This window comes from Paenibacillus alkaliterrae, from assembly GCF_021532375.1.
GTDB lineage: Bacteria > Bacillota > Bacilli > Paenibacillales > Paenibacillaceae > Pristimantibacillus > Pristimantibacillus alkaliterrae.
In genome coordinates this window covers 1-14060 of sequence record NZ_JAKGAP010000104.1, presented here as the reverse complement: position 1 = coordinate 14060, position 14060 = coordinate 1, and the positions used below count along the sequence as shown (strand labels likewise).

The following is a 14060-nucleotide window of genomic DNA, read 5'->3' as shown; positions in this document are numbered from 1 at the left end:
AAGCTGGCCCCCTGGTCGGCGTCCTTGCCGCTCATCTGCCGATTATTCTCAAAATAACGTAAGCTAACCGCCCTCCCTGTATAACGGAGGGCTCTTCGGCATCTCCTGTCTCTTGACCCACGTCTATTCCTCGCGTGAGAGCTACATTCATATTCTCATGAAACGGATCTTACTTCCATGTGTGCAGGATTTAACGCTTACCGAAGAAAAGAGATACAATTCCGAATAAGAGGCCGGCTAATATGGCGAGCCATGTCGCTTGCCGTGCAATCGATTGAGCTTTAGCCAAATCTCCTGCACCAATGCTTTTGCCAATAAGAGAGGAGCTGCCTACACCAATCGCAAGGAAAATGGCCAAATAGACAGCAATTATCGTATTGCTTACTCCTACCGCCGCAACTTCTCCTAAGCCTAATTTTGCAACGAACAACGTATCTACGAAACCAACAATGGTTTGAAGAAAGTTTTCTATCACAGCTGGAATACCTAGCGCCAATATGATCTTTACTTTTTCTCGAATATTCTTGTCTTTCAGAGGAACAGTCGCGGGCATTTAGCTTCACTTCCTCTACATAAGGTGGAAATACGCTCCTTATTATATCCCCCTAGGGGGGATATTTCAAGACATAATAAATAAGATCCACCACTATCATTAAAACCATGAACATAAATATTTGCCGTGTCTCCAGTTTGTATTCACTCATACCATGTAAAAGAAGGGGTGGATCTTCTTGGAAGAAACCGGTCTGTTTCCGAAAGTCAGTATTGTCGTGATTACGCATAATCGTTGGAGGTATACAAAGCAATGCTTAGATAGCTTATTAAACGATAATGAATATCCTCATGTTGAAATCATTATTGTTGATAACGCCTCATCAGATGAAACGAAACAAAGGCTTTCCGAAATCCAGAACTCGAACATCAAAGTTATTTTTTCTCCGGTAAATACGGGCTTTTCACGCGGGAACACGATTGGATGCAAGGCCGCAACAGGTGACATCCTTATTCTATTGAATAACGATACGATCGTTACGCCGGGATGGATCTCCCGGTTAATCCGGCCGCTTATGGAAAATCCCGATCTCGGAATGGCTGGCCCCATGTCAAATTATTCCGGAAACGACCAAAGGCTCGACCATTTTATCGGCGATTCTGTGCGAGGTGCGGATCCCGATTGGTTAGACGATTTTTATCAATTTTATAAAGGACGTTGGCGCTACACCGATTTCTTAGTCTTTTTCTGCGTGGCCATTAAACGGGAAGTGTATGAGAAGGCGGGTGAGCTTGATGCCAATTATGGAACCGGTATGTTTGAGGATAACGATTACTGCGAAAGAGTTAAGCAAGCCGGATACAAAATGGCCATCATCGAAAATACTTTCGTTTATCACCACGGCAGTGTAAGTTTTAAGCAGTTGAAAGACGGGGAGTACCGTTCATTATGGAATAAAAATAAATCTTATTTTGAGCAAAAATGGGGAAAAACGTGGCACGTGAAAACACCGGCGACAATTTTTGATTCGTTCCAGCCTCAGGCAATAGCGCAAACGGTCTTCCAAGCAGCAGATAAAACGAGCATTCTCGTATTAGGCGAAAAAGATTGGCCTGTAATCAAACAACGCTGGCAGTATCTAACGAGTACGTTGGCTGCTCAAGACGACTATTTGGTCATAGCACATATTTATAAGTTTAACGGCAGACTTATAAATGGCATTCGCAAGGTCGGCCCCTCGTTTTATATCACAAACCGTCTCGACCTGTTTGCGCAAACGCATTTTGATTGGATCCTTTATTGCGGTGAAACAATCGTTCGAAGCCACCTTCATTCACGCTCCGTTATCGTCGATGGGGTTTGTTATTTTCACAAAAATCAGGGACAATTGCCCCCATTCAAGGATGAGGACGTATATCATGAAGAACACGTTGAGCAGCTCGCAAGGAAATTAAAGAAATTCCAGTTTTAAAAAAACGAAAGGACTCTCTCCGTGGAATACCGGGGAAAGTCCTTCAGTGGACCTCAATTTCGGAAAAAACCTGCAATGTTATCCTTGCGCATTTCTCCCAACAAAATTTCTCAGCTTGTTTCACAGCTTTGCTTCTTAATTCCGACCGGGTAGTATCATTCAGAACCTCCAGCATTTTTAAAGCGATTTCCTCAGGGTCATTGGGATCGAACAGCAGCGCGCTGTCTCCGACAACTTCAGGAATACTTGCGGAATTCGAACAAATGATCGGCGTTTTCGTACGCATGGCTTCGACCAGCGGAATCCCGAATCCTTCGTACAGGGAAGGAAACACTAAGAAGCTTGCATTTTTATAAATGTAGGGCACCTCTGCCTGTGGAATATATCCTAGAAAATAAACTTGATCGGACAAATCATGTTCTTTGATAAAGGTTGTAATCGACGCATATTCCTGCTGTTCAGAGCCGGTAAAAACGATTTTCATTTTAATGTTGTGCTTTTTCTTAAGAATATCGATCGCTTTTAGCAAATTCAAATGATTTTTATGAGGCCACGTGTTAGCCGGATAAAATCCGTATTGATCCGGCAAATGATATTTTCGTACGACCTTCCGGTTCATCGTTTCATCATGATTCAAGTAAAATTCTTGGGATGAATCCAAATGGATCGCATGCACTTTTTCTTGCGCAACCTTATATTTCTCGATGATCGTTTTCTTTGAATAATCCGATAGGGTTAAGACGGCGCTGCAATTTTCTACTGAAACTTGATATTTTTTAAGTCTCCATTGCAGGATACGAGGATCGAAAAATTCGGGATAAAACTCATGTTGAATGTCCGGAATGGTGACTGCGCTCGGAATGCTTACATCGAGGGGCTCCAATACCAATAAGGGACAAAACCAGACAGACAAGTTTAAATCCTGAATCCAGCGGTGAAGCTGGGGGCTTCTGTCTTCCTTTTCATCGATCAAAATTTTAAATACGTTGTCCTTTCGCTCAGAGAATGCATCCAAATTATGTTTATTTAAAAAAAGGAATATCTCGCATTGATCAGATTGCTTTATCGAATACGAGATTAAATTTTTTACATACTGCTCCATGCCGCCAATTTTCCCGGGAATAAGGTCTAGTAAATGGATTCCAATCCTCATCCGGCATTCTCCGCTTCCCGGTACCATTGTATGGTTTTCTTAAGTCCTGTCAGCAAATCCGTATTCGCTTCGAAATCAAAATAGGCTTTGGCCTTGTGTGTATCCAATCTGCGGCGGGGCTGCCCATCCGGCTTACTGTCATCCCAAACGATATCGCCCTGAAAACCGGTCATCCGCTTAATCGTTTCCGCCAGCTCCCTTATGGAAATCTCCTGGCCGGATCCGATATTGACCGGCTCGGAGCGATTATAATTTTGGGTCGCCTTAATGATGGCCTGCGCCGCATCTTCAACGTAAATAAACTCCCTTGTAATGCTGCCGGTTCCCCAGAGAACGATTCGATTCTCACCCTTCTTCTTTGCATCGAAAAATTTCTTAATGATGGCAGGAATAACATGAGAGGTTTCCAAATCGAAGTTGTCGCCTGGACCATACAAATTAACCGGCAGTAAATAAATGGAATTGAATCCGTATTCCTTCCGGTAAGCTTCTGATTGAACAAGCAGCATTTTCTTGGCCAACCCGTATGGAGCATTCGTCTCCTCAGGGTACCCGTTCCACAGCTCGCTTTCGAGGAAAGGAACGGGAGTATGCTTCGGATACGAACAAATAGTTCCGATGGCCGTAAATTTTTCGATGCCGAAGCACCTCGATTGTTCCATCAATTGAACGCCCATGATCAAATTATCATAAAAAAACTTTCCCGGATGTTTCTGGTTCGCGCCTATTCCTCCGACTACAGCCGCCAAATGAATGATGACCTCCGGTTTATAGACCTCGAGCATCCGGGTTATGTCTTGTTCTCTTCTCAAGTCGAATTCACGGAATCTCGGTACAAAAACATGTTTGCAATTCTGCTCCAATAACTGACTTACCACGTATTTGCCCAAAAAGCCTGCCCCGCCCGTGACCACAATTCGTTTTTCCCGCAAATCCACTGCTCTCACCCCCTTTTCCTTACGGAATGCTGTATCTCATAATAAAGGAGTAGGCCGTCTGTTTCGGTACAGCCAGTTTAATAGATAAGGAGGCCTTTTTTGGAATTCTTTATAAAACTTATATTCTTCCGATGATAATGGAATCACGTCATCAACGCGAAAGCATATCGCTCTTGTATCCTCATTTATGCCAAGATCGAAAGGAACAATTTGTTTACTGCTATAGATGTCGACAACGCATTCCGATTCTTTAGAGCCGATCGGTATTTCAAGGACAAAAGGCCCCTTTGCAACGGGACAGCTCCGTGAATGCAGCCCGTTGACGAATACGGTACATTGCAAATCATCAAACATATCATTGATTCCTTGGATCAATAACATGTGCAGCGGGAATTGCGGATGAATTCGGATTGTATTATGAAACCGGGGAGAAACCCACTTATCCGGATATCGATTCTGGCGGGAGATTTCAGGCGTTTTGCCAAAAAGCTTATTCGATTTAAACAAGTTCAAATACCATAAGCCCCCGATTTCTGAATGATGCTTTAAATAATGGAAGAGCCAGTCGTTGGAAACCGTCCCAAAGTGTTTGATGCTTGTTTTAATGATTTCCGGCAGCCCCGTATCCACCATTCGAAGAGCAGATTTACAGGATGGATGCAGCCTTGAATTCGCCAGGTCCTCATTTATATATCCGATCGGATAATCCTTCGAGATTCTGATCCATAAATCGTAATCCATACAAAAATGAAGGGTCTCGTCGACGCCCCCGACCGCTTCGAATATGTTTCTTCGCAAGAAAGCGGCGGGCTGGCAAATGATACAAAATTCAAACAAACGTTTCCGGTCGAATGGTTTAATCGGGTAAGGATTAAGAATTTGATTATGTTGGTTTATATGATAGGCATTTCCGTAAACCACGGCCCAATCGGAATGTTCCCTTAAAGCATCTACAGCCTTGCGGATCGCCCCCGGCAAATAGGTATCATCCGAGTTTAACCAACCAATAAACTCACCATTTGCCATTTTTAATCCTTTATTTATCGCATCGGATTGACCGCGGTCCGGCTCCGAAATAAAACGAAACCGTTCCCCGAGATGCGTGTATTTTTTTAAAATTTCAACTGTTCCGTCCGTGGAGCCCCCATCAATTACGATATGTTCAAGGTTGGGATAATCCTGTGCCCAGACGCTGTCGATCGTTTCTTGTATAAAGTCAGCCTGATTATAGGATGGGGTAATCACGCTCACTAGGGGGAATTCTTGGTTGCTCATAGCGTTTTCCCTCCGCTTATTTTCTTTCGCGCTGAATGTGCCTCCAATAATTCAGCAGATCCTCCATCGTTTGCTCGAACGGAATCTCCGGCACCCAACCGGTTCTTTCCGAGAACACGGAGGAATCCCCCAATAAGATCTCCACGTCGGATGGACGAAGACGACTTGGATCTACTTCTATCTCAATTTCCGCATCCGTAAACGAAAGTAATGTTTGAAGCATTTCATCGATGGTAACTGCCGTTCCGGCTGCGATATTATAAACTTCACCCGGTTCGCCTTTCTCAAGAGACAACCAATACGCCCTCACAACATCTCTTACATCGGTAAAATCCCTTTTCGCTTGGAGATTGCCAACTAACAATTTCGGCTGCTGCAAACCTAATTCAATTTTGGAAATTTGTTTCGCAAAATTAGAAGTAACAAAATGTTCCCCCCGTCTCGGGCCGGTATGATTGAAGGTACGGGTACGGACGATTTTCATCCCATAGCTTTGATAATATTGATAGCCGAGAAAATCCTGAGCCACCTTGCTTACTGCATAAGGACTCAACGGCCGCAGCGGATTCGTTTCCTTGATGGCCGTTTCTTCCGGATAGACCATCCCGTATTCCTCGCTGGAGCAAGCGATTTGAATTTTGCAATCAAAGTCGTACTTTCGGACAGCCTCAAAGATGTTGACCTGGCTGACAATATTGTTGGTTAACGTATCCGTAGGGGAATTCCATGAAGTGGGGACGAAGCTTTGAGCGGCAAGGTGAAAAATCAAATCGGGACGAATTTCATTGATCATTCGATTCACGGAATGGGGATCCTTCAATTCACACTCCACAAGCTCTACTTTATTTAATAGATGCTGGATGTGCTCCATTCGGCTTCTTAGCCGGTACGTTCCATAAACTTCAACGTCTCCGCGAGACAATAAATACTCGGCCAGATGGCTGCCGGCAAAGCCGGTGATTCCCGTGATTAAAGCTTTCAAGTTGCAAATTCCCTCCTTTAAATACTGGAAAATTAGGCTAACTGCAATATCAATATGTCAACTGTACACTTATCGTCACGGCGTTTGCCCTTAATAGGGGAGAATCCGGCAGCCCTCCCGTTATGTTACGGATGGCAGTATCCGCTGAAAACATCGTCCAAATTTTGCAATACTCTTGTCCACGTGTACTTTCGGGCGGTTTCCCTTCCGTTGACGGACAGGTAATCCGCAAATTCGCGATCGGTCAGAACCCGAAGCATTCCCCGAACGACCCCTTCCACGTCTCCTTTCTCAACCAGAACGCAATTCCACCCGTCATGGCAAAACTCTTCATTGCCGTCCGCATTCGTTGCGACAACCGGTGCGCCGCATGCCATTGCTTCCAATATCGGAAGGCCGAACCCTTCGTGAAAAGACGTCTGAACAAACACGCCGCAGTTTGCGTAGAGTTCGGCAACCATTCGATCATCCGGGCCATGATAATGAATGTGTGGAATTTCGGAGATTTGAGGATCTTCCAACCCGAACGTAACGAATGAACATGAGCCCAGTTTTCGATACACTTCCTCAACAGCCTCCACCGTTACGTGAAAACCTTTCAGATGCTGGCTTTTTCGACTGCAGGCAAGAATTCGGTTTGGATCATATTCTCGAGTTCTATTAGGCTTCAAAACATTCAAATCGATTGCGATGGAGATATTTGTCGCCTCTCGCCCGAAACGTTGATCCAATTGCTTGGCAGTCCAATCTGCTATCGTTAACAAATGCACCGGCATTCGGTAAGTTTGACGGACTTTCTCCTGCATGGCGGGCCAATGAGGGTAATAACTTTCTTCTATATCCTGGACAAGATAGAAAGGGATGCCTCGCCCCCCTTGCCGGGGGTCGCAGCTATTCAAAACGATGGATAAGGTCTTCCACCACGTCGCTATTTTTATAGCATTCATACTTTTCAATTCTTTTTGCATCATCGCATAATTGGGAAACTTCCGCACTTTCGTATTTAACGGAAACCATGCAGGTTGATCGCCTAGGGCGAAAAGTTGAGTACGGTATCCAAGATCAGCCAACCGATCTACTTGTTCAAATACGTTCTTTATTCCTCCTGATAGGACTGTTGATTCCAGAACGTATACAATATCCAAGTTATTCATAGCTGGCATCCCCTTTGATCTAGCTCACCTGTAATTAAACTGCCACAATTGAAGTCAATAGTCCAAGCGTATCCATTAATAGTTTCATATGATAATCGCAGGACGGAATGTTATAGATATTTTTTGTAACCTTTTTGATCCAATAATTCATATAATTTTTTTATATCCTTCGTACGGTCTTTACTGCAAACGAGCAGTGCGTCCTTTGTCGAGACAATTAGCAAATCCTCTATCCCGATGGTAGCGACCAATTGATCGGATTCCCCGTAAATCACATTGTTTTTGGTATCGATTCCTTCATGGAGCCCGAATACGATGTTTTGTAGATGATCCTTTTCGTTAGTTCGTTCAAGCGCATCCCATATCCCCAGATCGTCCCATCCGCATTGAACCGGTACCATATAGATAGAGCGGCATTTTTCAATAATGCCGAAATCTACGGACTGTTTTTCGATCTCACTATAAATATTGTAAAATTGATTGTAATCCATTTTTTGTCCTATCACTTCTTTTATCTGCAATAGTTTTTCATATAAGTTCGGCATATGGGATTTCAATAATTGGAATATGGTGGATATTTTCCATATAAAAGCACCCGTATTCCAATAATGTTGCCCATCCACAAATATGTTTTGTGCTACGGAAATTCTTGGTTTTTCAATAAATTGTTGAACCGGCATAATTTCATTATCGTCGCAGGCCGTCTTCTGAGAAACTCTAATATAACCATATTCTGTCTCGGGACGAGTCGGTTTGACTCCTATCGTAACGACGCAGGTTTCTTGCTGTGCCCTATGGACTGCTGCTTGCAGCGCCTGGCAGTAGATTTCCGGATCGGAGATATAATGATCAGAGGGTAACGTAATTAAAACCGAATCTTCCTCCTCCATCAGCCTGAGAGCTGAAAACCCGATACAGGCGGCAGTATCCTTCGCTACAGGTTCAGCTATTAGATTTTTTTCAGGAATCATGGGAAGCTGTTTTCTTAAATGTGGTATATAGCTATGAAGGGAAGTTACATAAATATCCTCAACGGGTAGAAATAATCTCAATCTCTTTACGGTATTTTGCAATAAGGTTCCTTCATGGCGTATAGATAAAAATTGTTTTGGAAAATGAGACCGACTATATGGCCAGAACCGGGTACCTTTCCCTCCCGCCATAATGACAGCTTTAACTCGCAAAAATAGGCCCTCCTTGTCAGGATCTGATATTAGATAATTTCGATTGTTACTAATATGACAGCAGCGATCCGAAGGGCACGGCGTTTGTTCTTAGCATAGATTCCGAGCATTCCTAAGTAACGGCAATCTTGGTGTTATGGTTAACGTTAATGTGTCTTTGCTTGTCTAGGTGATTTCATCATCTTCGTATAGACTAGCTTCCCCCCCTATTCGTTCTGCATAAATTACAAAGAACACAAACCAGAGGGAGATGAGAATAAGAAGTGAGTGTATGTAAAGTAATAAAAAAATTCCCTTGTCCTCCGCATAAAAAGCTAAAATTCTGCCGCCGTCGGAAAAAGAAAAAGAAGACCAGGAATTCTTTTTTGAAACAGTTAAGGCGCCTGAGACAGCAGATTGCACGAATTACAAGAGTGTTCCGGAGAAGGATTAATAGGCTTTCCGCAGCAATTTCGCGGCTTCGTAACGATGTTAACATTTTACAGGCTCAGGTCAGCGCTCTGGTTCCAGGACCGGGCATCCGGGAAGCTCTGCTTGCCCGCTTAAATACCCCTATCGTCATCGAGACCGATGCCGGTACGATTTCAGGAACATTAATTGAAGTAGGAATTGACTACGTGGCAGTTCTGGAACCGACCGGCGCGATCGTACTCATTCCGATTACTAAAATTAATTCATTTATCTAATATTATGAATCGAGGTGCAAGTTGGCATGGATTTCACTCAAGCGTTGGCACGATTTATCGGCCGTTCCGTCGAGGTTTTTCAGACCACACAATTTATTGTAGGTACATTGTCCGGGGTAAGCGAAGGTTTCTTTACGGTACAGCAAGCTCCAGATGCATATTCGGCTGGTGGGCAAGTCACCGTATTGGAAGCTAATATTGAATTCGTACGCATTCTTCCGGTCTAACTTTTGTAATCAGAGCGTTCGGATTCGCTTTTTTTCAAACCCTGTCCACGTTCTATAACGGAATGAAACCAGCTTTTCCATGATTCATAGCAGGTGTGATTAGAGCTTGTCATGCTGCCCTTTCGGAGTCTCCGATGATACAATGCTTTGTCAACATGCTGAACAGGTTGTTTCAAGGATATTCGAATCAGCATTTGAAAATCTTCGTATAATCGGCCTCCAAAGGGGTCTGATTCCCACCAACCGCCCAATTCCTTCAACGATTGAACATGATAACACCTCGGAGCAAGCGGATAGGCTTGCTCGAGCAGCATTTCTGGCGAAAACGTGGACAGGGCGGTCTTTTTCTTGCGAAATACCAGCTGTTTATTAGATCTTTCAAACCATTCGTAATGATCGGCGTAATAAGCCCCTTGCTTCGTTATGTCGTTCAGTTTATCCGCAAAGACAGCCAGGCAGTCGGGTGTCAACCAATCATCCGCATCGAGTTCCACCAGCCAACTACCTGCAGCCTCTGAAAGCGCCCGATTTAAACAAAAGCTTTTCCCGCGGTTCACCTCATTGCGAAGGATGGAGACATGGGGAATATCGGTAATTTCCCCTAGTATGCACGCCGTATCATCTTGTGACCCGTCATCAACAATCAGGAGCTCCCATTTTGGAAAAGTTTGAACGAGTACGCTGTGGATAGCCCATCCCAAATATCCGGCATTGTTGTACGTGCAGATCACTACGCTGAACAATGGATGGTCACTGGAACTCCCGGCTGAAGGCTTAGCGGCCAAAATGGGGTATAAGCAATTCCATTCCTCCCGGATGTTCTTCCATTTGGCGCTTTGGTTATGCCGGCATTTCCAAGAATCCGTCCGTATTTCGTTCCAATGCCAGGTTGGGGAAAGCCGAAAATGCATTTCAAGCAGTATATAGTGCTCGAACGGCAGGTGCCGTGCTGTTAAGAAGCCTGGATTATCTCCTGTCAGGATGGCTTCTTTTCGCCAAATGACAGGCCCTCTTGGAATAGATATCGTTTGTTTTGATTCCGAAATCATTGGCATCAAGGCGATTCCTGCTGAATCGCCCGGAAGATGCCGGAGCCAGCCCTGCATTTCTTCAAGAAAATGATCGGCGATCCGTTCACCCGCAAAAAGGGTTATGAAAAATGTGCCGGAGTCTTCCCGTATTTCCCTGTTCATTACATCTGCATAATCGGCATGCACGGAAATCACCTGGGCATCCGCGAGCGTTTTGCGGACACTATGTTCTGTAAGCGTCAGTGCTAATTCGTGATGATCCGTATTCAAGATAAATACGAGCATAATCGGGGTCACTTCCCTGCGGGATTGAATGATAATTACATTGTATGCCGAAGCATGCAAAGGTTTGCTGGTCCAATACTGCAAAAAAAATGCTTCCTCGCCGTTAACAATTAAAACACATGTTAATACTGGAAAATAAAAGACCAGTAGAGGATGAGGTGTTTTCATATGTTTACCGCAAACATAAGCAACGAAATGCTTGAACGACTTCTCCATATTCCGGAACCGTGGTACGTTGATCGGGCAGATTTCAATCTAGAAATCAAGCAACTGGATGTGTATGTAAAGGCAAGAAAACGTGCTCTGTTCGCATGTTCAGATTGCGGAGCGGAGAATCAACCTGTTATCGGCATTGCGGATAAAGATCGCACATGGCGTCATCTTAATTTCTTTGAATATCCCTGCTACATTCATGCTGAACTTCCAAAGACGCATTGCGGAAAGTGTAATCGTATGATGCGCGTTAATGTACCATGGGCACTGGACAAACCCAAGCACTACTTTACACTTCACTTCGATGCCCTGATCATGACGCTGGCTAAAGATATGCCGATGAATGCCGTAGCTCGTCTTGTCGATGAACACGATACACGGCTATGGCGCATCCTGCATTACTACGTTGATCACGCCATGTCCACACAAGACCTGTCTTATGTGACAAAGATCAGCACCGACGAAACTTCAGCGAAGCGAGGCCATAACTATATCACGATCTTTATGGATCCTGAGAAAAAGAATGTCATTTGTGTCACCGTTGGGCGAGATTCGAGCACCTGGGACGTATGTAAAGCGCGTCTTGAAGCGCAGGGCGGAGAAGCGACCAAGGTAACGGAGTTGTGTATGGATATATCGCCGGCTTTTATGAAAGGTGCGGCAGAGAACTTTCCTGACGCCGCAATTACATTTGACAAATTCCACGTCATTCAAGCTGCGAACGAAGCCGTGGATGAAGTGCGTCGCAGAGAACAAAAAAGCTGCGAAATGCTGAAGGATACGCGTTACATTTGGCTGAAGAATGAGGAAAATCTCACTCCCGCTCAGAAGGAAAAATTGGATAAGCTTAAGGACTGTGAGCTCGACTCGGCCAAGGCTTACCGCATGCGCTGGTGTCTCCAGAAGATCTACCAGTACCCTGCAGCCATAGCTCCTGCCGTGCTTCAGGATTGGATTGGATGGGGACTGCGTTGCCGACTAGAACCGATGGTTAATATCGCGAAGATGTTACAAAAACACTACGACGGCGTTGTGAGATGGTTCACCTCCAAGTTAACAAATGGACTGCTAGAGGGTGTTAACAGCTTATTCCAAGCCGCGAAGCGAAAAGCACGCGGCTACCGCTCCGATAAAAACATCATTGCGCTCGTCTACTTGCTTGCCGGTAAACTGAACTTTTCCCTCAAACCGTAACTCTCGCGTCGGGGCCCCTATCCCCTTTTTCACCCGGGTTTTCATAGGTTTTCTGGAAGCAAAAAGTGACAATTTACCCTTAAATAATTGCTAGTAGCGAAGAGCCTGTTTTGTGTTCTAGGCCACGGGCCAATCTATTACCTCCAATATCCGCAGTTGACCGTTTGCCTTGGTCATCTAAGTAGTAAATCTTCGTGTTTTCATCTTCATATGAACGCTGCTTATCAATATTTTTATGTACTTTCGTAATTTTCGGTTTAAATGTGTACTCGTGACTTTAGTTATCCATTTCCACATCATCAAAATCACTGGTCGTCCCATCAAAGTCTTCACTCAATTCAAGTTCTTCACTTTTATCTAATTTATTTTTGTTTAACAGAATGTATTTCTTAGGTTCATTCGACCGTTGATGATTGTGTAGCTTAGGATGCGTAAATGTAATTTCCTCGAAAGGTAGATGTTTATTCGTCACACTCAACACTCGAAGAATGGTATATCCATAAAGATTAGGTTTAACTAGAACTTTAAGTTTTATAGGTTGCTTAAATGTCCAAGAAAACATAAACTTCCATTATTCAAGTAATGAGGTTCGATACTTTCAAACACTTGTCTAATATCCGAATGTGAAATTAACCAAGCCAGATGAAGTAAATATTCTTGACGTGTATATTTAATTGCATAAAGCGAGGTGAATTCAAAGTGTAATTTCTGATATTCAATTTTGTTAAAAAAGTACAGCGGGAAGGAATTCGGTTCAAATAGTTGATATAACAAAAATCGGTTAGGTGCTAGAATGCTGCGTATCACTTCAATTAAAGGCAACGTATACTTTTCACCTTCAAATGTAGCAATAAATGATTGTGAAAGATCTGTATCTGTTGTCCCCTGAATATCCCATTTTCTCTCTGAATAACGTACGGTGTCCGCAGCCAGTCTCCTTGTCGGATGAACGGCCAGTGGCAATGTCGTAGCAACTCACGTACAGGCACCCGCACTGCCACTGACCGACAGTATTCAGCCTAGATGTGTGTCGGAATTACATCTCGTTCATGGCTCGGTGGACGTGCGCTTCACCAACAATCTTGTTTTCACGAATGAATGCATCTAATAGAGATTGGCTGCACAGGGTATTAATCTTTCTAGGCTCACCATGACTAAATTGGTGAATCGCGACCAACGCTTCCTCCGAAAATATCTCCTGCACAGACCCAGATACCCTGACTTGGTGCTGGATGTAGGCCCTCGTCTCCTCTTCTGAGAACCCTTGGAACTGGTACCTGTTTTGGATCCGCTGATCAATGGCGTCCAAATGCCTCGACTTAAGCTGGTTGCGTAAGCTAGGCTGACCGATCAGGATTAAAGCCAGCGGCGACATGGAATCCTCTTTGAAGTTCGTATTATCCGTAATATTGAATAAGCTCAATTATCCTCAACTTTTTGTTATCCGTAAGTTTTGAATATATCCCGTTCGTATAAGGGTATTAGACCAAAAACTTACGGATAATTTTTTCCGACATAATGTAAAGGGGCTTCTCTTGCCCGACTAAATCATTATGGAGGTTTATTGGATGAATGAAGCAATGCTACTTTCAAACATTATTCAAAAAACAAGAGAAGAAGTTCAAGGATTTCGGTTAAACACCCTTATTGTGGACACTGCACCTCTTATTCGATTTCAATCGTAGAATTGCTTTAAATTGCTGCCATTTACTCTAAAATGGACGTTTCGAAGATGATCAAACTTTAACTTGTTTCGGCTTCACCATTCCTTGCT

Annotated in this window: 14 protein-coding genes; 4 read left to right on the top strand and 10 right to left on the bottom strand. The window is 43.9% G+C overall.

Going from position 1 to position 14060, the window contains the following annotated elements:
• Window positions 1-190: 190 nt before the first annotated feature.
• Complete coding sequence (locus tag L1N85_RS25535; RefSeq protein WP_235241841.1) at window positions 191-553, bottom strand: MATE family efflux transporter; 363 nt, start codon at window positions 551-553, stop codon at window positions 191-193.
• Between the two features lie 178 nt (window positions 554-731).
• Here L1N85_RS25535 and L1N85_RS25530 point away from each other — a divergent pair, with 178 nt between their 5' ends.
• Entirely contained in the window at window positions 732-1964 is a 1233-nt protein-coding gene (locus L1N85_RS25530) for a glycosyltransferase family 2 protein (RefSeq protein WP_235241840.1), read from the top strand.
• 43 nt (window positions 1965-2007) lie between these two features.
• Here L1N85_RS25530 and L1N85_RS25525 read toward each other — a convergent pair whose 3' ends face one another.
• The 6 genes from L1N85_RS25525 to L1N85_RS25500 form a co-directional block, all read right to left on the bottom strand.
• The gene (locus L1N85_RS25525; protein ID WP_235241839.1) at window positions 2008-3117 is read right to left on the bottom strand and encodes a glycosyltransferase family 4 protein; all 1110 of its coding nucleotides are present in this window, start codon (window positions 3115-3117) and stop codon (window positions 2008-2010) included.
• On the bottom strand, window positions 3114-4055 hold the full coding sequence (locus L1N85_RS25520; RefSeq protein WP_235241838.1) for a GDP-L-fucose synthase family protein: 942 nt from the start codon (window positions 4053-4055) through the stop codon (window positions 3114-3116). Before L1N85_RS25520 ends, L1N85_RS25525 begins: the two co-directional genes overlap by 4 nt.
• A gap of 36 nt (window positions 4056-4091) precedes the next feature.
• The gene (locus L1N85_RS25515) at window positions 4092-5330 is read right to left on the bottom strand and encodes a glycosyltransferase family 2 protein (RefSeq protein WP_235241837.1); all 1239 of its coding nucleotides are present in this window, start codon (window positions 5328-5330) and stop codon (window positions 4092-4094) included.
• A gap of 16 nt (window positions 5331-5346) precedes the next feature.
• Window positions 5347-6312 (bottom strand): GDP-mannose 4,6-dehydratase, encoded by a 966-nt coding sequence (locus L1N85_RS25510; RefSeq protein WP_235241836.1) that lies wholly within the window; start codon window positions 6310-6312, stop codon window positions 5347-5349.
• Window positions 6313-6437: 125 nt separating this feature from the next.
• Window positions 6438-7466: a glycosyltransferase family 4 protein gene (locus L1N85_RS25505; protein WP_235241835.1), complete on the bottom strand. Its 1029-nt coding sequence runs from the start codon at window positions 7464-7466 to the stop codon at window positions 6438-6440.
• A gap of 110 nt (window positions 7467-7576) precedes the next feature.
• Window positions 7577-8650: a mannose-1-phosphate guanylyltransferase gene (locus tag L1N85_RS25500; RefSeq protein WP_235241834.1), complete on the bottom strand. Its 1074-nt coding sequence runs from the start codon at window positions 8648-8650 to the stop codon at window positions 7577-7579.
• 365 nt (window positions 8651-9015) lie between these two features.
• On the opposite strand from L1N85_RS25500, the gene L1N85_RS25495 reads away from it, so the two are divergent.
• Both L1N85_RS25495 and L1N85_RS25490 read left to right on the top strand, forming a co-directional pair.
• Window positions 9016-9336, top strand: a complete 321-nt coding sequence (locus L1N85_RS25495; protein WP_235241833.1) for a DUF2642 domain-containing protein — start codon at window positions 9016-9018, stop codon at window positions 9334-9336.
• A gap of 26 nt (window positions 9337-9362) precedes the next feature.
• Window positions 9363-9563 carry a hypothetical protein gene (locus tag L1N85_RS25490; RefSeq protein WP_235241832.1) on the top strand — a complete coding sequence of 67 codons (201 nt, stop codon included), beginning with the start codon at window positions 9363-9365 and terminating at the stop codon, window positions 9561-9563.
• On the opposite strand, the gene L1N85_RS25485 is transcribed toward L1N85_RS25490, so the two are convergent.
• Window positions 9560-10963 carry a glycosyltransferase family 2 protein gene (locus L1N85_RS25485; RefSeq protein WP_235241831.1) on the bottom strand — a complete coding sequence of 468 codons (1404 nt, stop codon included), beginning with the start codon at window positions 10961-10963 and terminating at the stop codon, window positions 9560-9562. The two genes, L1N85_RS25490 and L1N85_RS25485, sit on opposite strands and share 4 nt — an antisense overlap.
• Before the next feature lie 84 nt (window positions 10964-11047).
• Here L1N85_RS25485 and L1N85_RS25480 point away from each other — a divergent pair, with 84 nt between their 5' ends.
• Window positions 11048-12286, top strand: a complete 1239-nt coding sequence (locus L1N85_RS25480; RefSeq protein ID WP_235241830.1) for an ISL3 family transposase — start codon at window positions 11048-11050, stop codon at window positions 12284-12286.
• A gap of 531 nt (window positions 12287-12817) precedes the next feature.
• On the opposite strand, the gene L1N85_RS25475 is transcribed toward L1N85_RS25480, so the two are convergent.
• Window positions 12818-13249 (bottom strand): hypothetical protein, encoded by a 432-nt coding sequence (locus tag L1N85_RS25475; protein ID WP_235241829.1) that lies wholly within the window; start codon window positions 13247-13249, stop codon window positions 12818-12820.
• Window positions 13250-13322: 73 nt separating this feature from the next.
• On the bottom strand, window positions 13323-13661 hold the full coding sequence (locus tag L1N85_RS25470) for an AAA family ATPase (protein ID WP_235241828.1): 339 nt from the start codon (window positions 13659-13661) through the stop codon (window positions 13323-13325).
• Between the last annotated feature and the right edge of the window lie 399 nt (window positions 13662-14060).